General features: G+C 67.7%; 12 protein-coding genes and 1 riboswitch. Of the genes, 8 read left to right on the plus strand and 4 right to left on the minus strand.

Annotated features, from left to right (window positions below; genetic code table 11):
* The first annotated feature begins 456 nt into the window (after window positions 1–456).
* From PKE80_RS04955 to bluB, 6 genes are all read left to right on the plus strand, one after another.
* Window positions 457–1758 (plus strand): sensor histidine kinase, encoded by a 1302-nt coding sequence (locus tag PKE80_RS04955; RefSeq protein WP_211150115.1) that lies wholly within the window; start codon window positions 457–459, stop codon window positions 1756–1758.
* A gap of 148 nt (window positions 1759–1906) precedes the next feature.
* Window positions 1907–3211: a fumarylacetoacetase gene (fahA, locus tag PKE80_RS04960; protein ID WP_271181558.1), complete on the plus strand. Its 1305-nt coding sequence runs from the start codon at window positions 1907–1909 to the stop codon at window positions 3209–3211.
* Between the two features lie 39 nt (window positions 3212–3250).
* A riboswitch (cobalamin riboswitch) is annotated at window positions 3251–3498 on the plus strand.
* Window positions 3499–3684: 186 nt separating this feature from the next.
* Window positions 3685–4734, plus strand: a complete 1050-nt coding sequence (gene cobW, locus PKE80_RS04965; RefSeq protein WP_271181559.1) for a cobalamin biosynthesis protein CobW — start codon at window positions 3685–3687, stop codon at window positions 4732–4734.
* A gap of 232 nt (window positions 4735–4966) precedes the next feature.
* Window positions 4967–8788, plus strand: coding sequence for a cobaltochelatase subunit CobN (gene cobN / locus PKE80_RS04970; RefSeq protein ID WP_271181560.1), 3822 nt, complete (start codon window positions 4967–4969; stop codon window positions 8786–8788).
* A 2-nt stretch (window positions 8789–8790) separates the two neighbouring features.
* Window positions 8791–9399, plus strand: coding sequence for a cob(I)yrinic acid a,c-diamide adenosyltransferase (gene cobO / locus PKE80_RS04975; RefSeq protein ID WP_271181561.1), 609 nt, complete (start codon window positions 8791–8793; stop codon window positions 9397–9399).
* A gap of 111 nt (window positions 9400–9510) precedes the next feature.
* Window positions 9511–10152, plus strand: a complete 642-nt coding sequence (gene bluB, locus PKE80_RS04980; protein WP_271181562.1) for a 5,6-dimethylbenzimidazole synthase — start codon at window positions 9511–9513, stop codon at window positions 10150–10152.
* On the opposite strand, the gene PKE80_RS04985 is transcribed toward bluB, so the two are convergent.
* Window positions 10139–10999 carry an ABC transporter substrate-binding protein gene (locus PKE80_RS04985; RefSeq protein WP_271181563.1) on the minus strand — a complete coding sequence of 287 codons (861 nt, stop codon included), beginning with the start codon at window positions 10997–10999 and terminating at the stop codon, window positions 10139–10141. The two genes, bluB and PKE80_RS04985, sit on opposite strands and share 14 nt — an antisense overlap.
* A gap of 71 nt (window positions 11000–11070) precedes the next feature.
* On the opposite strand from PKE80_RS04985, the gene PKE80_RS04990 reads away from it, so the two are divergent.
* Together PKE80_RS04990 and PKE80_RS04995 are read left to right on the plus strand one after the other, a co-directional pair.
* The gene (locus PKE80_RS04990) at window positions 11071–12081 is read left to right on the plus strand and encodes a FecCD family ABC transporter permease (RefSeq protein ID WP_370424225.1); all 1011 of its coding nucleotides are present in this window, start codon (window positions 11071–11073) and stop codon (window positions 12079–12081) included.
* Entirely contained in the window at window positions 12075–12848 is a 774-nt protein-coding gene (locus tag PKE80_RS04995) for an ABC transporter ATP-binding protein (protein ID WP_271181564.1), read from the plus strand. The genes PKE80_RS04990 and PKE80_RS04995 overlap by 7 nt, the downstream gene beginning before the upstream one ends.
* 114 nt (window positions 12849–12962) lie before the next feature.
* On the opposite strand, the gene PKE80_RS05000 is transcribed toward PKE80_RS04995, so the two are convergent.
* The 3 genes from PKE80_RS05000 to PKE80_RS05010 form a co-directional block, all read right to left on the minus strand.
* On the minus strand, window positions 12963–14948 hold the full coding sequence (locus tag PKE80_RS05000) for an MGH1-like glycoside hydrolase domain-containing protein (protein WP_271181565.1): 1986 nt from the start codon (window positions 14946–14948) through the stop codon (window positions 12963–12965).
* A 261-nt stretch (window positions 14949–15209) separates the two neighbouring features.
* Complete coding sequence (locus PKE80_RS05005; RefSeq protein WP_271181566.1) at window positions 15210–18014, minus strand: TonB-dependent receptor; 2805 nt, start codon at window positions 18012–18014, stop codon at window positions 15210–15212.
* 338 nt (window positions 18015–18352) lie between these two features.
* The gene (locus tag PKE80_RS05010) at window positions 18353–19798 is read right to left on the minus strand and encodes a glycoside hydrolase family 43 protein (RefSeq protein ID WP_271181567.1); all 1446 of its coding nucleotides are present in this window, start codon (window positions 19796–19798) and stop codon (window positions 18353–18355) included.
* Window positions 19799–19864 lie beyond the last annotated feature (66 nt).

The following is a 19864-nucleotide window of genomic DNA, read 5'->3' on the forward strand; positions in this document are numbered from 1 at the left end:
CAGCGGACCTATCCCGCCGCTACCGTGGCCGACTATTCCACCGCCGTTCTCACTGTAGTCACGCACCTCGCGGTTGAGATGCGACAATTTCTTCACCTCCTCGATGAAGAGGTCGATCTTGGCCGGATCGGCATCCTTCTTGAACTTGAGCATCACGACGTGACGGATCATCGGTCTCTCCCCTATCGCGCCCGCGCCGCGATTGGTTCGCGGGGACTCGGCGCTGCGGGAGGAAGACTAGCGCGGCGGGTTTAAGGCCATGCCTGTCAGATAAAACAGGTGCCAAAAGCGCTCCTTACCTCCGGGCAACCGTTGCGCATCCGTCCGATTGCGTATCAAATCATTGCTACACCTCCTCCTCCAGTTGACGCGGGAGCCGGGCGGGTGTGTGCAAAATCCGCAGAGGCATATCGGCACCGTGCGGCCGGGCGGTATGCTGCAGGAGAGGATCAAGAGGTGGCCCGTCCCTTCGCGCCGCGTTTCGCGGTCTATGTCGCACTGGTGTTCATGCTACTCGGCGTGCTGCAACTGGCTGCCAGCCTCGTGTTCTACCAGTCGATCGACCGGCAGACGCTGAACGAGGACCACGCGCGCCGCATCGGCGAACTGCTCGTCGTCAGCGACCGCATCCACTCCGCCGATCCGCGCCTGACCGCGCCGACCATGAGCACGCGTCACCTCGCCGCCGCCGTTGGCAATGCGCCCAGCGTGGCGACCGCCACGACCGACGAATCCCTCATCCGCATCGAGCGGCGCATCATCGAGTGGGAGCCTTCGCTCGGCGGGCGTTCGCTGCGGCTGGCCATGCAGGGACCGCCGGGAGGCAAGTGCGATCTCGTCGGCGCGATCCGGCTGGCGGACGGGCACTGGCTCAACTTCCGCTCGCGCGATATCAACGCGATGTGGCCGGTGGCGCTGCGGGCGACGGTGCTGACGCTTGCGACGACGGTGGCCTTCCTCGCCATCGGCCTCGCTGCGCTGCACGTGCTGACCCGCCCGCTGCGCCGCATGAGCGATGCCGCCGACGCCATCGGTCGGGGCCGGCAAGTGGTCATCGCCGAGGGTGGCACCCCGGACTTGCGCCAGCTCGCCCACTCCATGAACCTCATGCAGGAGCGCATCGCGCGGCTGCTGCAGGATCAGGCCAGGTCGTTCGAGGCGATCAGCCACGACTTGCGCACGCCGCTCTCGCGCCAGAAGGTCGCGGCGGAACTCATCGACGATGCCGAACTGGGCGGGGTGATCCTTGCCAGCGTGGACGAGATGGAGGCCCTGCTCGCCTCGCTGCAGCGCTTCCTGCGCGCGCAGCATCTCGACGCCGAGCCCGAGACGCTGGACCTCACCGAAGTGGTCGCGCACGTGCTGCACCCTTACGGGACGCGCGCCCGCTTCGATGCCTCCGTCCCCACCCTCGCCCGGACCTTCCGCGAGCCGGTGGAACTGGCGCTGGCGGCGTTGGTGGAGAACGCCATCCAGTTCGGCGGCGAGGCTCAGGTCGCCGTGCTCCGCCACGAAGGGCACTGGCGCATCGAGATCGCCGATTCCGGACCGGGCATCCCTTCCGCCTATTTCGAGGCGATCCTCGACCCGTTCTTCCGCCTCGACGCGGCGCGGGCGCGGGACACCAAGGGCTTCGGCCTCGGCATCCCGACCGCGCACCGGCTGATGGCGCGCTTCGACGGCCAGCTTTCCTTCGCCGCCGCGCCCGAAGGCGGCCTGATCGCGCGCCTGGATGTGCCCCAGCCGCCAATGGGTTGACGAAGATCGTCGTCCCGGACTTGATCCGGGACCGCTGGCAGTCTTTAGATGCGAGCTTGCCGCGGGACGGCCCATCGAAAGGTGGGCTTTTCACGGCCAGCGGTCCCGGATCAAGTCCGGGACGATGAGAGAATATGGAGAGCGACCTGTGAACTGGTGGACCATCGACGAAACCCATGACCCTGCCCGCAAAAGCTGGGTCGACAGCGCCGACGGCCACCACGACTTCCCGGTCCAGAACCTGCCCTTCAGTGTGTTCTCCACCTCAGAAGAGACACCGACGCGGATCGGTGTTGCGATCGGCGACCAGATCCTGGACATCCGTGCACTGGCCACAGCAGGCCTCGTCCCCGCAAACCTCGCCGAAATCTGCAGCGATGCGGACATGGCCCGCCTGCTGGCCATCCCCGCGCAAGACCGCCGCCCCCTGCGCCATGCCCTCTCCGACCTGCTCTGCGACGAAACCCGCCGCCCGGTCATCGAGCCCATGCTGCACCCGGTCGAAGCCTGCATGCTGCACCTGCCGACACGCATCGGCGACTACACCGACTTCTATGTCGGTATCCATCACGCCAACAACATCGGCCGCCAGTTCCGCCCGGACAACCCGCTGCTGCCCAACTACAAGCATGTGCCGATCGGCTACCACGGCCGCGCGTCCTCGATCCGTCCCTCGGGTGTTCCGGTCGTGCGCCCCACCGGCCAGCGCAAGCCGCCCGAGGCCGATGCGCCGATCTTCGCGCCGACTGCAAGGCTCGACTACGAACTGGAGATGGGCGTCTGGATAGGCCGCGGCAACGACCTCGGCGAGCCCGTGCCGATCACCGATGCTGCGCAGCATATCGCCGGTTTCTGCCTGCTCAACGACTGGTCCGCGCGCGATGTGCAGGGGTGGGAATACCAGCCGCTCGGCCCGTTCCTGTCGAAGAACTTCCACTCGACGATTTCGCCATGGGTCGTCACGCCCGAAGCCCTCGCGCCCTTCCGCGCGGCCCAGCCGCCCCGACCGGAAGGCGACCCGCAGCCCCTGCCCTATCTGTCTGACGCGGATGATCAGGCCCACGGCGCGCTGGGCGTCATGCTGCAGGTCCACCTGACCACGCAGGCCATGCGCAAGGCCGGGCTTCCGCCCCATCGCCTCAGCCACGGCCCGGCGACCAACATGTACTGGACGGTGAACCAGATGGTCGCGCACCATGCATCCAACGGCTGCAACCTGACGCCCGGCGACCTGCTCGGCACCGGCACGATTTCCGCTCCCGAGCGGGAGGGTTTCGGCAGCCTCATGGAATTGTCGCAGGGCGGCAAGTCGCCCCTCACCTTGGCCAGTGGCGAGACCCGCACGTTCCTGGAGGACGGCGACGAAATCTCCATCACCGCCACCGCCGCCGCTGAGGGCTTCGTTTCCATCGGTTTCGGAGAATGCCGCGCCCGCATCCTTCCGGCACGCTGAAACCAACACTTGCGCCCACCCCTGCCTCCCGGTATCCGCCGGGAACAAGATCGCGCCGGTGCCCCGCAAGGGGCTTAAAAGGGAAGGCGGTGGGAACGGTTCGCCGTTCGAATCCGCAGCTGTCCCTGCAACTGTAAGCGGCGAGCGCGATGCACATCGCTTCCCCCCTCACCGTGCGGGGAGGCAGCCACTGAGGCCGGACGCTGCGACATGCGAGGCTTCGGGAAGGCCGTGCATCGATGCGTTGACCCGCGAGCCAGGAGACCTGCCGGCGTCTGGTCGCTCTTGCCTTGGTCCAGGGGATGGCTGCGGCACGGTTCACCGTCTGAGCGACGACACGCATGCGGCTTAGGGGCCGCAGCGGAGCAGGTCGCCGGGCGTCTTCGCGCCTGTCCGTCGCCCCTGCCCCGCGCCGGCGCGAAAGCGCCGGTACGCCCCGCCGCGAGAAGTCGCCGGCGCGGGAGTTGAGAGCCTTGAGCAAAGTACCCACCACCGTCATCACCGGCTTCCTCGGCGCCGGCAAGACCACGCTGATCCGCCACCTGCTGCAGAACGCGAAGGGCCGCCGCCTCGCCCTCGTCATCAACGAGTTCGGCGACGTCGGCGTCGACAGCGAACTGGTCAAGGGCTGCAACGACGAGGCCTGCCCCGAGGACGATATCCTCGAACTCGCCAATGGCTGCATCTGCTGCACCGTGGCCGACGACTTCCTGCCGACGATGCAGAAGCTGCTCGACCGCGAGACCCCGCCCGACCACATCATCATCGAGACGTCGGGCCTCGCGCTGCCCAAGCCACTGGTCAAGGCCTTCCAGTGGCCGGACATCCGCACCCGCGCGACGGTGGACGGCGTGATCGCCCTGATCGACGCCGATGCCGTCGCCGCCGGTCGCTTCGCCACGGACGAGGAAGCCCTCGCCGCCGCCCGCGCCGCCGATCCCAACCTCGACCACGACAGCCCGCTCGAGGAACTGTTCGAGGAACAGCTGGGCTGCGCCGACATGGTGGTGCTCAACAAGACCGACCTCGTCGATGCGGACGTGCTGGCCGAAGTCGAGAAGACCGTCGCCGCCGAGACGCGCGCCGGCGTCAAGATCGTGCGCGCGGACCACGGCGCGGTCGACATCGCCGCGCTGCTCGGCATCGTCGCGGCGGCCGAGGACGACCTCGACAGCCGCAAGTCGCACATCGACGGCCTCGACGACGATCACGACCATGACGACTTCGACACCTTCATCCTGAACGGCGGCGAAGTGGCCGATCTCGACGCGCTGCTGGCGGGCATGAAGGAACAGATCGCCGCGCATGACGTGCTGCGCGTGAAGGGCATGGTCGCGCTGGCGGGCAAGCCCAGCCGCCTCGTGCTGCAGGGCGTCGGCCCGCGCATCCAGCACTTCTTCGACCGCGCGTGGAAGCCCGAAGAACCGCGCCGCACGCAGCTGGTGGTGATCGGCCAGAAGGGGCTCGATCAGGCCGCCATCGAAGCCGCGCTGGCAGGCGTGCTGGGTTCGGTCCCGGCGTGATTCCTTCTCTCTCCCTTCGTCATTGCGAGCGGCGCAGCCGCGCGGCAATCCAGAGCCGCGCGAACCGCCCTGGATTGCTTCGCTGCGCTCGCAATGACGAGCGGTTGGGAAGCGGACGGGCGTTGAACGAAGACCTCCGGCTCTACCCCCTCCTTCGTCATTGCGAACCCGCGCAGCGGGTGAAGCAATCCAGGGCGGTTAGCTCTGCCGTCAGCCCGGCGAGCGCCGCCTAATGCACCTGCTTTCCGCCACCCCGGGCACGATCTCCAACGGCGAGGAGGCGATCGACCTCGACCAGCCTCCGGGCGACATCGTCATCCTGACGGTGGCGGACAGCGAACTCGCCTGCTTCGCCAAGGCAGCGGCAGGGCTGCCGGAGGGCGCGCCCAGCGTCCGCCTCGCCAACCTGCTGCAGTTGCGGCACCCGTATTCGGTCGATCTCTACGTCGAGAAGGTGATCGCCCACGCAAAATTCGTGTGCGTGGTGCTGCTCGGCGGCAAGAGCTACTGGCCCTACGGCATCGACGAAATCGCCCTGATCGCCCGCGAGAAGGGCATCGCCTTCGCCGCCATCGCCGACGGGCGCGAGGATGATCCGACGCTGACAGTCGCCTCCACCCTCCCCGCCGAGACGGTCGAGCACCTCCGCGACTATCTGCGGCAGGGCGGCAGCGCGAATGCCCTGTCGTTCCTCCGCACCGCCGCGCGGCTGATCGGCGAGGACTGCGGCCAGCCGGACGACCCGGTGCCGGTGGCCGACGCGGGGCTCTATCTGCAAGGCGTGGACCGGCCGAGCTTGGCCGACTTGCGCGCATCATGGCGCCCCGACGCCTCTGTCGTGCTGCTGGTATTCTACCGCGCGCTGATGATCGCGGGCACGCTCGACGCCGTGGACGCGATGGTCGCCGCATTGCAAATGCGCGGGTTCAACGTCGCCGCCGTCCATGTCCGCGCGCTGCGAGAGCCTTTCGCCATCGACTGGCTCGGCGGCCTGATGGCCGAGATTGCGCCCGACGTGATCGTCAACGCCACCAGCTTCGCCTCCTCTTCCTCGGGAGAACCGCGCGTCGGCGGCGTGCTCGAACGCGCCGACTGCCCGATCCTGCAGGTCGCCTTCGCGGGTGTCGAGGAAGCCGACTGGCAGGCCGCCGCACGCGGCCTAGGCCCGCGCGATCTGGCGATGAACGTGGCGCTGCCCGAACTCGACGGCCGCCTGTTCACCCGCGCCGTCGCCTTCAAGGCCGCCGAACGCTTCGACGAAGTGACGAAGTGCGGCATCGTCGTCCCCCGCGTCGCGCCCGATCGCGTGGCCTTCGTAGCAGACCTCGCCGCCAACTGGGCGAGCCTGCGCCGTACCGTGCCCGCGCAGCGCAAGGTGGCGCTGGTGCTCGCCAACTATCCCAACCGCGACGGGCGGATCGGCAATGGCGTCGGCCTCGACACGCCCGCCAGCGCGGCCTCGATCCTCTCCAGCCTTCGTGCCGCCGGATACGATACCGGCGGCGCGCCCGAGGACGGGCAGGCGCTGATGCGGCTGATGACCGGCGGGGTGACCAACGACCTCACATCACTGGATCGACCCGGCGAGATTTCGCTGCCGCTGGCCGACTACGAAGCCGCCTTCGCCGGAGTGCCCGAAAGCGCACGCAAGAAGATGCTGGAGCGCTGGGGTGCGCCTTCTGCCGATCCCTTCGTGAAGGACGGCGCGTTCCGGCTGGCAGTCCACCGCTTCGGCAATGTCTGCGTCGCCGTGCAACCGGCGCGGGGGTACAACATCGACGCCAAGGAAACCTACCACGACCCGGCGCTGCCGCCGCCGCACGCCTACCTCGCCTTCCACGTCTGGCTGGGGCGGCGGTTCGGCGCGCAAGCGCTGGTGCATGTGGGCAAGCACGGCAATCTCGAATGGCTGCCCGGCAAGGCGATCTCGCTCTCGGCCGAGTGCTTCCCCGAGATCTGCGCCGGGCCACTGCCGCAGCTCTACCCCTTCATCGTCAACGACCCCGGCGAGGGCACGCAGGCCAAGCGTCGCATCGGCGCGGTGATCGTAGATCACCTGACCCCGCCCCTCACCCGCGCCGAGAGTTACGGACCGCTCAAGCACCTCGAAGCGCTGGTGGACGAATACTACCTCGCCGCCGGGATGGACCCGCGCCGTCTGGAGCGGCTGCGGCGCGACATCATCGATCTCGCCCGCTCGCAGGGTCTGGACAAGGACGCCGGTGCCGAGGGTGACGGCGACGATGCGCTGTCGGCGATCGACAACTATCTGTGCGAACTCAAGGAACTGCAGATCCGCGACGGGCTGCATGTCTTCGGGCAATCGCCGGAGGGGCGCTTGCGGCGCGATCTGCTGGTGGCGCTGGCACGCACGCCGCGCGGGTATGACGGGCCGGGGCAAGCCTCGCTGCTGCGGGCGATGGCGGAGGATTTCGCGCTGGGGTTCGACCCGCTCGACTGCCGTATGGCGGACCGCTGGGATGGCCCGAGGCCGGAAGTGCTGGCGGCGGTTTCGGGTGAGCCCTGGCGCACGCTCGGCGATACTGTGGAGCGGCTGGAACTGCTGGCGGCGGAATGGGTATCCCGTCGTCCCGGACTTGATCCGGGACCGCTGGCCGTGAACAGCCTACTCATCGGCGCGCCCGGCAAGGTCCCGCCCCAAGTCTTGCCAGCGGTCCCGGATCAAGTCCGGGACGACGACCTGCCGCGCACCGCCGCCGTCCTCCACGCCATCGCCGCCGACCTCGCCCCGCGCGTGGACGCCTGCGGCCCCGCCGAAAGCGCCGCCCTGCTCGCAGGGCTCGACGGCCGCTTCGTCACCCCCGGCCCCTCCGGCGCGCCCACGCGCGGCCGCCCGGACGTGCTCCCCACCGGCCGCAACTTCTACTCCGTCGACACCCGCGCCGTGCCCACCGCCGTCGCCTGGGATCTCGGCCAGCGCTCCGCAGAGTTGCTGGTGGAGGACTACCTCCAGCGCGAAGGCGAATACCCAAGGGCCATCGCGCTCTCCGCATGGGGCACCGCCAACATGCGCACCGGCGGCGACGACATCGCGCAGGCCCTCGCGCTGATGGGCGTGCGGCCGCGCTGGGAATGGACCTCGGGCCGCGTCACCGGGTTCGAGATGATGACGCTGGCGGAACTGGGCCGCCCGCGCGTGGACGTGACCTTGCGCGTCTCCGGCTTCTTTCGCGACGCCTTTCCCGAGCAGATGGACCTGATCGACAGCGCCGCCCGCGCCGTCATGGCGCTGGAGGAAAGCGAAGAGGACAATCCCGCCGCCGCCCGCCACCGCGCCGAAACCGCGATGCTCGCAGCGCAAGGCCAGGACGAGACCGTCGCCACCCGCCGCGCCGGAGCCCGCGTGTTCGGCTCCAAGCCGGGGGCTTACGGCGCCGGCCTTCAGGCCATGATCGACGAGAAGCTGTGGCACGAGCGCGCCGACCTCGCGCAGGTCTACCTCGACTGGGGCAGCTACGCCTATGGCGCGGGCGTCGAGGGCGATGCCGAACGCGATCTCTACGCCGCGCGGCTGACCCAGGCCGACGCGGTGGTCCAGAACCAGGACAACCGCGAGCACGACCTGCTCGACAGCGACGATTACTACCAGTTCGAGGGCGGCATCGCCGCTGCGGTCGAGCACCTGAAGGGCCGCGCGCCGGTCAGCTACCACAACGACCACTCGCGCCCCGAACGCCCGGTGATCCGTACGCTGGCGGACGAAATCGGCCGCATCGTGCGCGGGCGCGTGACCAATCCCAAATGGATCGCGGGCGTGATGCGTCACGGCTACAAGGGCGCGTTCGAGATCGCCGCCTCGGTGGACTACCTCTTCGCCTTCGCCGCTACGACCAGCGCGGTGAAGGACCACCACTTCGATGCCGTCCACGCCGCCTTCATTGAGGACGAGGCGGTGCGGGAATTCATGGCGCAGGCCAACCCCGCCGCGCTTCGCGAGACCGCCGCGCGGCTGGCCGAGGCGCTGGAGCGCGGCCTCTGGAAACCCCGATCGAACAGCGCGGGCCTGCTGCTCGCCCAAGTCTCAGGAGCATGATGATGGCCGAACGCACCGACGAACAGCACGCCGAGAAGATGAAGAAGAAGCAGGCCGCGCATGACCGCATCATGGCGGGCAAGACCGTGGAAAAGGGCCTGCTGATCGTCAACACCGGCAAGGGCAAGGGCAAGACCACGGCCGCGCTCGGCATGGTGGTGCGCATGATCGGGCATGGCAAGAAGGTGGGCGTCGTCCAGTTCGTTAAGGGCGCGATGACCACCGGCGAGAAGGCCGTCTTCGACGCCTTCCCGAACAACGTCGAGTTCAAGGCGATGGGCGAAGGCTTCACCTGGAACACCCAGGACCGCGCCCGCGACATCGCCCTCGCTCGTGAAGCGTGGGAAGAGGTGAAGCGCATGGTCGCCGATCCGGCCTACGACATGGTGCTGGCGGATGAGCTGAACATCGTGCTGCGCTATGACTACCTGCCGCTTGAGGAAGTGCTTGAGGTGCTGACCGCGCGTGCGGAGATGAAGCACGTCGTCGTGACGGGGCGCAATGCGCCGCAGGGGCTGATCGACGCGGCGGATCTCGTGACGGAGATGACGCTGGTGAAGCACCCCTTCCGCGAGCAGGGCGTGAAGGCGCAGACGGGGATCGAGTTCTGATGCTCCCTCCTCGTCATTGCGAGCGTAGCGAAGCAATCCAGGGCGGTTTGCGGTGCCCTGGATTGCTTCGCTACGTTCGCAATGACGAGGTTTGGTTTGGTCTCTGATTGCATGACCGCTCCCACCTTCTCCCCCTCGTTCCAGAGCGATCTCGCCGCGCTGCTCGCATGGCGGCGCGACGTCCGGCATTTCCGGCGCGATCCGTTGGACGAGAGTCTCGTCGCCGACCTGCTCGCCACCGCGCAACTGGCGCCCTCGGTCGGCAATTCGCAGCCCTGGCGCTTCGTGCGCGTGCGCTCTCCCGCCTTGCGCGAAGTGCTCGCCGCGCATGCCGATGGCGAAGTCTCCCGCGCGGGCGACACCGCCTACGAGGGCGAGCGCCACGCCGCTTACACCGCGCTGAAACTCCACGCGCTCGACCACGCCCCCGAAGTGATCGCGGTGTTCTGCGACGAGGCCACCCCCATCGGCATGGGCCTTGGCGCGGCGACGATGCCGCAGACGCGCGAATGGTCGGTGGTCATGGCGATCCACACGCTGTGGCTCGCCGCCCGTGCGCAAGGGCTCGGGCTTGGTTGGGTGTCGATCGTCAAACCGGAAACGGTCACCGACCTGCTACAAACGCCGCCATCATGGCGCTTCGTCGCCCTGCTCTGCCTCGGCTATCCCGAGGAACCGGACGACGTACCCGAACTCGAACGCAAGGGCTGGCAAGCCCGGCTCGACGGACACGCGCATGTCAGCGAGCGTTGACGCCTTTCGCCAGCGCCCGCGCCGCCTTGACGTAGGCGGGGCCGCCGCAGACCGTCCAGGCCTGCGGAATGGCGACGCGCGGAATGCCGTCCAGCACCGGATGGTGCATCATCGCCGTGCCCTGATCGACCACCTTGTCGGTCGCGGCATCGACCACGATCACGTCGGGACGCGCGGCCGCCAGTTCCTCGATCCCCATTTGCGAGAGCGCGGGCTTGCCCAGCTTGCCCGCAAGGTTGGTCACGCCCACGCGGGTCATCAGGTCGTCGATCAGCGTGCCGGTGCCGGTGAGATAACCGCGCCGCTGCCAGTACGCGGCGACGATCTTGCCCTTGGGGCCTTTCCGCGCGCGCGGGATATGCGCAAGGTCGCGCTCCATGCCCGCGATCAGGGCCTCGCCGCGCTCGGGATGGCCGACCGCGAGCGCCACCTTGCGGATCGACGCGAGGATCGCGTCGTAGCCATCGGCGGACTTGAGATCGACGGCGGGATAACGCGTCTTGAGCGCCTTGATCGCGGGGTTACGCCGCGCGGGCATGCCGACGACGAGGTCCGGGTCGATCGCCATGATCTCCTCCGCCGCGCCGCGCAGGATCGGCAGGCCCTTCGCCCGCACCGCCTCGGCCGACATGGCGGGATCGGCGGCATAGCGAGTGAGCCCGGCGATCTGCTCGCGGTCGGCCAGCGCCAGCACCAGCTGATCGGCGCACAAGTTCAGCGAGACGATCCGCTTCGGAGCCGCTACAGCCCCCCTCGATACAGGGGGAGACGACGCGGAAACGCCGCAGACTGCAGCCAGTCCAAGCAGGCCGACCGAAGCCGAACGAAGAGTAGTCGAAAGCGCCATATGCGCGTTTCCATAGCAACACGACCCCGGGACACAAGCGTGACGGGGAGCCGATCCAGCCAGAGGTGCTCGTGCCCGAAATTCCCGTCCTGCGCGCCCGTAACCGGGCGCTGATTCCGCTTCTCCTGCTGGGTATCGCCTTGGTGGCGATCGCCTCACTCATGCTGGGCGCGGTGCCGATCCCGACCGCGCGACTGCTCGATGCTGCGCTCGGCCATGGCGATCCGGTGGTGCGCGCGATCCTGCTCGAACTGCGCCTGCCGCGCACGCTCGTCGCGCTTATGGTGGGCGGAATGCTGGGCCTCGCGGGAGCAGCCCTGCAGGGGTACTTGCGCAATCCGCTGGCGGAACCTTCGGTGCTCGGTGCGTCGAACTCGGCGGCGCTGGGCGCGGTCGCAGCGATCTACTTCGGCATCGGCGATTACAGCCCCGCCGTGCTGCCCGTGCTTTCGATCCTCGCGGCACTGGCGAGCCTCGCGCTGCTGTTCGTGCTCGCGGGCCGGGCCGAGGGGCCGCTGGCGCTGATCCTTGCGGGCATCGCCGTCTCGACGCTGGCGGGCGCGGGGATCAGCCTTGCGCTCAACCTCTCGCCCAATCCTTTCGCGGCGATGGAGATCATGGCCTGGCTGCTCGGCTCGATCGAGAACCGGGCGATGGACCACGTCTGGATCGCCCTGCCCTGCATCGTCGGCGGCGCGGCGCTGCTGCTGTGGGACGGGCGCGCGCTCGACGCGCTGTCGCTGGGCGAGGACGGGGCGCGCTCGCTCGGCGTGGACCTGGCGCGCACGCGCGCGCGGCTGCTGCTGGGCGTCGCCATCGGCGTCGGCGGCGCCGTGGCGGTGTCGGGCTCGGTCGGCTTCGTCGGGCTGATCGTGCCGCATCTGGTGCGCCCGCTGACCGACCGCAGCCCTTCCGCCGTGCTGCTGCCCTCGTTCCTCGGCGGCGCGGCGCTGCTCACCGGCGCCGATATTCTCGTGCGGCTGATCCCGACCGCGGGCGAGTTGAAGCTGGGCGTAGTGACGGCGTTCCTCGGCGTCCCCGTCTTCCTTGTCCATCTGCTGAAGGAGCGCCGCCTGTGGTGACCGTGACCCTCAATGGCCTCTCTGTGGACCTGCGCGACCGCGCGGTGCTGCACGGGATCAGCGCCACGCTGCGCCCCGGTGAACTGACCGGGATCATCGGCCCCAACGGCGCGGGCAAGTCGACGCTGGTGCGCGCGCTGCTCGGGCTGATCCCGGCGACGCGGGGCGCGGTCGAGATCGACGGGCACGACATCGCGCGGATGACGCCGAAGGCGCTGGCGCGGCTGGTCAGTTACCTGCCGCAGGGACAGGCGCTGCACTGGCCGCTCAGCGTCGAGCGACTGGTGGCGCTCGGCCGCCTGCCGGGACTCGGCCCGATGTCGCGGCTGGGCGCGGACGACCTCGCCGCCGTCCATGCCGCCATGAAGCGGGCCGACGTGCTGCACCTTGCCGGGCGCACCGCTACCGAACTGTCGGGCGGCGAGCGGGCGCGGGTGATGCTGGCGCGGGCGCTGGCGGTGGGCGCGCCGGGACTGGTCGCGGACGAGCCGCTCGCCGCGCTCGATCCGGGGCATCAGATCGACGTGATGGAACTGCTTGCCGCCGAGGCTAATTCGGGCGCGCTGGTGGTGACGGTGCTGCACGACCTGACGATGGCGGCGCGCTACTGCAAGCGGCTGCTGCTGGTCGATCGCGGCATGCTGGTGGCGCAAGGATCGCCGCAGGAGGTCTTGACGAGCGACCGGCTGCGCGCGGTCTACGGCGTGACCGGGCGGATCGAGTTCGGCGGCGGCTCGGCGATGGTGGTGCCGCTGGAGCGGGTTTGAACCACCTGCCCAGAGGCACCACCCCTCGTCATTGCGAGCGTAGCGAAGCAATCCAGGGCAGTTGAGCGCCGCCCTGGATTGCTTCGCTACGCTCGCAATGACGAAACTTGGGGCCTAGCGCGCGAAAGCCTTCACCTCCGCCAGACGGATCGCGCGGCCTTTTGCCGGAATCATCGACACGCGCAACTTCCCGGTCTCGACCGCAGGCCACGTCACCCGCGTCACCCCGTTGGCAAGCGGCTTCACCGGCGCGCCGACCTGCTGCCAGCGACCCTCGCGCCAGACCTCGACACTCACGCTGCGAGGTGCAGCAAAGCGTGCAGCATCGGCGAAGAACGCCAGCTCGGCGCTGCCCAGCGAAACCGCCTTGCCGAAGTCCAGCGCGTACCACTGCGCCTTGCCCGAGGCGTCCGAATCCCACCCGTTGGGAAGTTCCGGGTAGAACCACGCGCGGCCATCGACCGCATCGTGCAACTTCTCCGCATCGTTGCCGGACGAGGCGCTGGCCTTGGGGAAACCGCTGCGCACGAGTTGCACCGCAAGGTTTTCCTCACGCACGATCGGCGCGTTGGCCTTGCGCGTAACGGGCACCTCGATCCGGCCAAGGTCGGCGCGGCGGGCCACTTCCACCCCGTCCACCATGACGGCGAGGCCCTTGCCGTAGCGCGTACCCTTCGCATCCCATGTCACCGAGACTTCGTGCCCGTGGTACGGTACCCGCTCGATGCGGAACCAGTCGAGACCCTGCTGCAGCGGATTGACCTCCAGCACATCGTCGCTGCGCGGGCGGATGCCGACGAGGCCGGTCAGGATCAGGTCGATGTAGCCCGAGTGGAAGTAGTGGTGGCTGCGGTCCAGCCCGACGATCGGCTTGCCGGTCTCCGGGTCGTAGTCTTCCTCGAGGTCGAGCTTGTCGCCCTGATAGTGAAGCTGGGTGTACTGGCGCAGCATCGCCATCCAGTCGGCACGGGAGACGGGACCGTGCGCCTCGTAATGGTCGAGCAGGTTGGCCATCGCGGTCAGCACCTGCGTCGTCTGGTAAGGCCAGATCGGGCCGTTCCACTGGCACTCAGGATCCGGCCCGAGGTAGCGGTACTGGCGCATGTAGTATTCGTAGCTCTTCTCGACCGTGCGCATCCCGGCCTTGCCCGCCAGCGACTGCGGGTCGGTCAGGTGCCCCCATGCTGCAGCATATTGCGCATCGTCGGGGACGAGATCGAACATCCACGGCAGGTAGCCGACCAGTTCGCGATTGCGGATCGGCTCCCAGTATTTGACGTGTTCGTTGGTAATCTGGTGGCGGTCGGTGAAATGCTGCAGCTTCGGGTTCCACAAGTCCGCCAGCACACGCGCCTTCAAGGCCTCGGCACGGGCGGCATAGTCCTTCGCCATCGCCGCGTCGCCCGCCATCTGCGCCATGCGCGACAAGGCGCGGGCATTGGCGAACATGTAGGCGTTGACCGAAGGCCGGAACGCATCGCCGCCGCGGAACCCGTCCTTGCCGCCCGAGGCGTCGATCGAGGACACCGTGTACTCGGTCGCGTCCAGCAGCGGTTCGACGAAATACAGGCCCTTGTCGAAGTCGAACTTCTCGTCCCACAGGCGGTAGACGTGTCGCATCGTCTTCAGGTGCGCGAGCAATGCCTCTCGGTCGCCGTCGACCAAGTAGCGGCCCCATACCGAGTCCGCCATGTGGTCGGTGAAGTGGCGGTCGTTGCCGCCCTCGTACATGAAGTTGATGTAGTCGTCGGTGAAGCGCCGGTCGTTCAGCCAGCGGCCTTCGGCGATGTGGAAGCCGCTCGCGTCGTTGAGGCTGGCGTAGGGTTCGCGCTGCCAGTCGACGTCGTCGGCGAACTCGGTGGTGATATAGCCCTGCTTGCCGAGATCCCGCTGGTGGGCACGGAACAGGCCCCAGCGGTAGTAGTAGACCGCGTCGATCTTCGCGTCCGAGGATTCGAAAAAGGGAATGCGCCCCTCGTACCACGCCGCATCGTTGCCGTAGCGGGCCTCGGCGATGGCCTCGTGGTCCATCGGCGGACTGGCGGCAGCGGCAAGCAGCGCCATAAAGGGCAGCGCCGCGAGGGCCAGTTTCTTGCGCACGTCAACGGTCCTTCCGTGAACGGCCCAAGCTGAGGGGGCTTCGACAAGCTCAGCCTGAGCGGAATTTAAAGACCTGCTCTCAAACCCGCTCAGGCTGAGCTTGTCGAAGCCCCCGCCTGAAGACACTGTCAGGCACAGTCAAATGGACGGCCGCGCGAGGCCGGGGTGTTGGGAGAGGAAGTATCCCGACCGGACGCGGCCGCCCTGAGCCGGCCCCGGCGCGCAGAATGGCAAGCGCACCGGGATCGGCCGAAGTGGCAATTACTTGAACGTGAAGCGTGCACCCACCGCAAAAGTACGGGCCAGTTGCAAAGTACCCAGGTTGAACTGCTCGGCATTACCCGCGCTGCCGTACTTGTAGTAGTTCTGCTGCTTCGACTTGGTGAGGTTCACCGCGTCGAAGGTGATGCCGACGTTGTCCATGACGTTCAGCGTCAGCTGGAAGTCGAGGCTCTCTTCCGACTTGTACCACACGCCGATCGGGTTGGCGAAGAGGCGCGCCTCGTTGTTGTGCAGGAAGCCCTTGCGCCAGATGTACGACAGGCGCGCGCTGACCGGGCCGTGATCGTAGGCCAGCGTCGCATTGTACGACAGCTTCGAGACGTTGAAGAACGGCGACTGCGTCTGGGTGATGTTGCCCAGTTCGTCCGCCTCGGGAATGTTCTGGCTCGAGTCCAGAACGGTCAGGCTGCCCTGGAAGCCGAGGCCGTCGAGCAGGCCGGGGAAGTAGGTCGGGTAATAGGTCAGGCCCACTTCCACGCCCTTGAGCACGCCGTCAGAGGCGTTCACCGGACGGGTGACCGAGAAGTAGTCGGTCGCGCCCGCCTCGATCCCGTTGTTCGGGATGTAGTCCATCGAGGTCAGCGGCACCACCAGCCCGCTGATCTCGCGGCGGAACGCGGTGACGGTGATCGCGCTATTGCGCTCGAAGTACCATTCCAGCGCAAGGTCGAAGTTCTTCGAATGCGTGGGCTTCAGGCTGGCGTTGCCGACCGTGCCGCTGCCGTAGCCGACATTGGTGAGGTCGCCGGTCAGCGCATAGGTCGGGTTGATGTCGCCGAAGTTCGGGCGGCGCAGCGTCTCGCCGTAGTTGAAGCGCACACGCAGGTTCGGCTCGATCTCGTACCGGGCAGTGAAGCTCGGCAGGAACTTCTCCGACTGGCTGCCGCCGCGCGTCAGGGCGCCGTTGGCGTAACGGTCGAAGAAGCTGGAGTTGGTCACCACCGAAACGAAGCGCACGCCGCCCTGGATATCCAGCGGACGCCCGAAGATCGTCAGCTGGCCGTCCGCGAGCAGGTAGCCCGACATCGTGGTTTCCTCAATGTCGAAGGTCTTCGCCAGCGAGAGCGCGTCCGAGGTCGGCAACCCGTAGAGACCGCGCACGTAATCGGCGTTGTCATGCAGCCAGTAACCGTTGGCCAGCGTCCAGCTGCGCGGCACGTCGGCGACGCCCGACATGAAGTCGGAGTTGGTGAAGGCCGCATCCTCACCCAGCGAGGCGAGGCTGACGCCGAGGTTGTTGGCGCTCTGGGTGCGGGTGTAGCTGGTGGCGGTGCGACGGTCGATGCGCAGGCCCGCCTTGATGCGGCGCAGGAAGCCCTCGTCCCAGGTATAGTAGCCGTCGAGGCTGCCGGTGATGGCATCGCCCTTGTTGCGGTCGGCGTTGTCGTAGAGCTGCGCGACGTTCCACAGGCTGGTGTCGTTCAGCTGCGAATCGTCATTGAAGTGGTACGAAGGCACGCCGCCACCGGCGTTGAAATCGACGTTGATCTGGTCGGCCACGCGGTCGGTACGCATGGCGATGAACGAAGACTTGTTCACGCTGGTCTGGTACGCAACGTCGCCGATGATCTTGCCGCGATCGCCCAGATCCCACTTGCCGTTCAGGGCATAGACGTAGCTGTCGGTGCTGCTCTTGGTGTAGTCACCCGAGTTGAAGCCGTAGACGCTGTTGGCAGTACGCGACTTCACGATGTTGGTGCCGTCGTAAAGCGTGGGCGACTGCGGATCGGCCCAGTAGTCGACGAAGCTGAACTGCAGCGAGTTGAAGGTCTCGCCGCGGAAACCGGCGTAGAACACTTCGGCGGTGTAGACCGAACTGGAGTTCGGCGCCCACTGCAGCGCGGCGTTGAACGAAGGCCGTTCACGCTTGCCGTAGAGGTCCGAGGAGAACACCGCATCGCGTGAGAGGTAGTACGGGGTATCGACGCCGTTGATGTTCAGCGTCGAGCCCGGCGCGGTCGAAAGGCCGGCGTTGAGGCCAGGCGTCCAGTTCTCGTTGTCGGGACCGGGGAAGATGCGCTCCAGCGGCGACAGGCCCGTGCCGTCGGCCGGGTTCTCGGTGGCGAACGGCACCAGCGCGCCTGCCGTCGTCGACATGTTGCGGTACTTGGTGCGGCTCCACGAACCGTTCACCAGCAGGCCGATATCGCCGATGCCGGTTTCCCAGCGGTTGGACACCAGCAGCGCGGCGTTCGGGTTGTAGCTGTCCGCCTGCTCGTTGTAGATGCCGCGCACGAGGCCCGAGATCGCGAAGCCGTCGAAATCGAACGGGCGGCGGGTCTGGACGTCGATCTGGCCGGCAAGGCCGGTTTCGATCTGGTCGGCCGAGCGGGTCTTGAAGACGTCGACCTGCTTGACGAGGTTCGCCGAGATATCCTGCAGCGCGAACGACTGGCCCGCGGCGGTGAAGATGTTGCGGCCGTTGAGCGTGGTCAGCGGATCGGCAAGGCCACGGATCGTGACGGTGCCCGCCTCGCCGCCGGCGCGGTCGGTCACCTGCACGCCGGTGACGCGCTGCAGCGCCTCCACCACGTTGTTGTCAGGCAGCTTGCCGACGTCCTCGGCGACGATCGAGTCGACGATCTGGACGCTGTTCTTGCGCACGTTGAGCGCGCCGACGATCGAGGCGCGCACGCCGGTGACAATGATGTCCTCGGCGCTCGCATCATCGACGGCGGCCTGAGGCGCGGTATCCTGAGGCGCAGCGTCCTGGGCCTGCGCCACGGTAGCAAGGCCGAGTGCGAGAACGGATGCGGTGCAGAATGCAAATGGCTTGAGCGCCATGGATCAACCCTCCCATGGGGGCTGGCCGATTACCATGCCCCGATAAACTGTGGCGCCTGATTATTAGTCGGACTATTTAGGCGCAAGCGGAAAATGCATTGCTCCGACAAAAAGGGCGGGGATATGTGGCATATGGGGCGCACCTTGGCGGCATCTCCTGAACGTGCTGGCCGATTTCCACCCAATTAATCAGACAATAAGCCTCCCCCTATCGATCGCCATCGCGAGCGAAGGGAAGCAATCCAGGGCAGTGTTGCGCCGCTCTGGATTGCTTCCCTTCGCTCGCAATGACGAGATGGAGGGTGATCGGCTCGTGGCGCTCCGATCACCCCAGGGCCTCAATCCGCCAGCCAGGCCACGCTGGCGTCGTAGTCGTCGGCCAGCACCACGCGGTCGCCCGAATGCGCGAGCGCCCTGCCCTCGTAAGCCACCGAGGCGAAGCGCACGGTGCCGGTGGCGGGGCCGACCTCGCGGCGGAAGCGGTCCTCGGCGGCGACGTCGCTGACCACGTCGCGCGGGGCGAGGCGCACCGCTCCGTCGGGGCCGGCGGCCAGGCACAGTTCGGGCCGCAGGATCGGCACGAGCTGCACGGTGCCCTCGCCCGCCTCGATCGAACGGAACTGGGTCTGCGGCAGCGGGGCATCGCTCACCGAAAGGGTCATGCCGTCGCAGGCCATCCGCACGGTGCGACGCACGGCCGGGATGAAGCGCTCGGGGATCGCGCCGTTGCCCACCGGCACGCCGAAGTCGGGCACACCGTCCGCATCGTAATAGATGCGCTGGATGCGGGTGTGGCGGTCAGGGTTGAACAGCGGGTCGCCTTCGATCTTCTCGTAGTCGCGGCCGTGGTAGACGAGGATGTCGCGCCCCTCTTCGTCCACGGTGAAGCTGTTGTGGCCGGGGCCGTAGACCGAGGTTTCACGGCAGGTTTCGAAGACCGGCCGGGGAGACTTCACCCAGTTGCGCGGGTCCATGATGTTGGCGGTCTCGTCCACGCTGAGCAGGCCCATACAGTAGCGCGCATCGGTGGCGCTGGCCGAGTAGGTCATGAACAGGCGGCCGTTGCGGTTGAGGAAGGCCGAGCCCTCGTTCACCTTGAAGCCGCGCACTTCCCAGTCGAGCGTCGGCACCGTCAGCCGCGCGGGCGCCGAGGCGAGCGTCAGCGCGTCTTTCATCGGCGCGATGTAGACGTTGGAATTGGTCTCGATCCCCGGCTCGCGCTGCGCCCACGAGAAGTAGCGCACGCCCCGATGCGTGAAGATCGTCGAGTCGAGGTTGAAGCTGTCCCACGGCGCCTTGAACTCGCCGAGGACGGACCAGTTGCCGGTCATCGGATCGGGTCCATCGCAGACCACGGCGAAAGTGCGGATGCGGAACACGTCCTCGCCGCCGCCGCTGGGGCCGGCCGCGAAGTAGACGATCCACTTGCCGTCGACGTAGTGCAGTTCGGGCGCCCACAGGAAGCCCGACATCGGCCCGCTCGCCTCATGCCGCCAGAGCACCCGCTCCTCGGCATCGGTCAGGCCCGCCAGCGTCTTCGACCGGCGCAGCGCGAGGCGGTCGTACTCGGGCACGGAGCCCATCGCGTAGTACCAGCCGTCGTCGTGGCGGAAGATCTGGGTGTCGGCGCGCTGCTTGATGAGCGGGTTGCTCGCGGCGGGTGCTTGCGGGCTTTTCGAGGTGCCGATCACGCTCTTGCCCGGCGCGGTGCAGGCGATCGGAAGCAGCGATGCGCCGACGCCAAGACTGGTGGCGAAGCTGCGGCGCGACAGGGGGAAGTTCATCATGGCCTCTCCGGCGGTTCTGGTGCGTTGTGGTAGCGTTAGGGGTACGTTAGGTGCCGCTCAGTG

The organism is Novosphingobium resinovorum (genome assembly GCF_027922145.1).
Taxonomy (GTDB): domain Bacteria; phylum Pseudomonadota; class Alphaproteobacteria; order Sphingomonadales; family Sphingomonadaceae; genus Novosphingobium; species Novosphingobium resinovorum.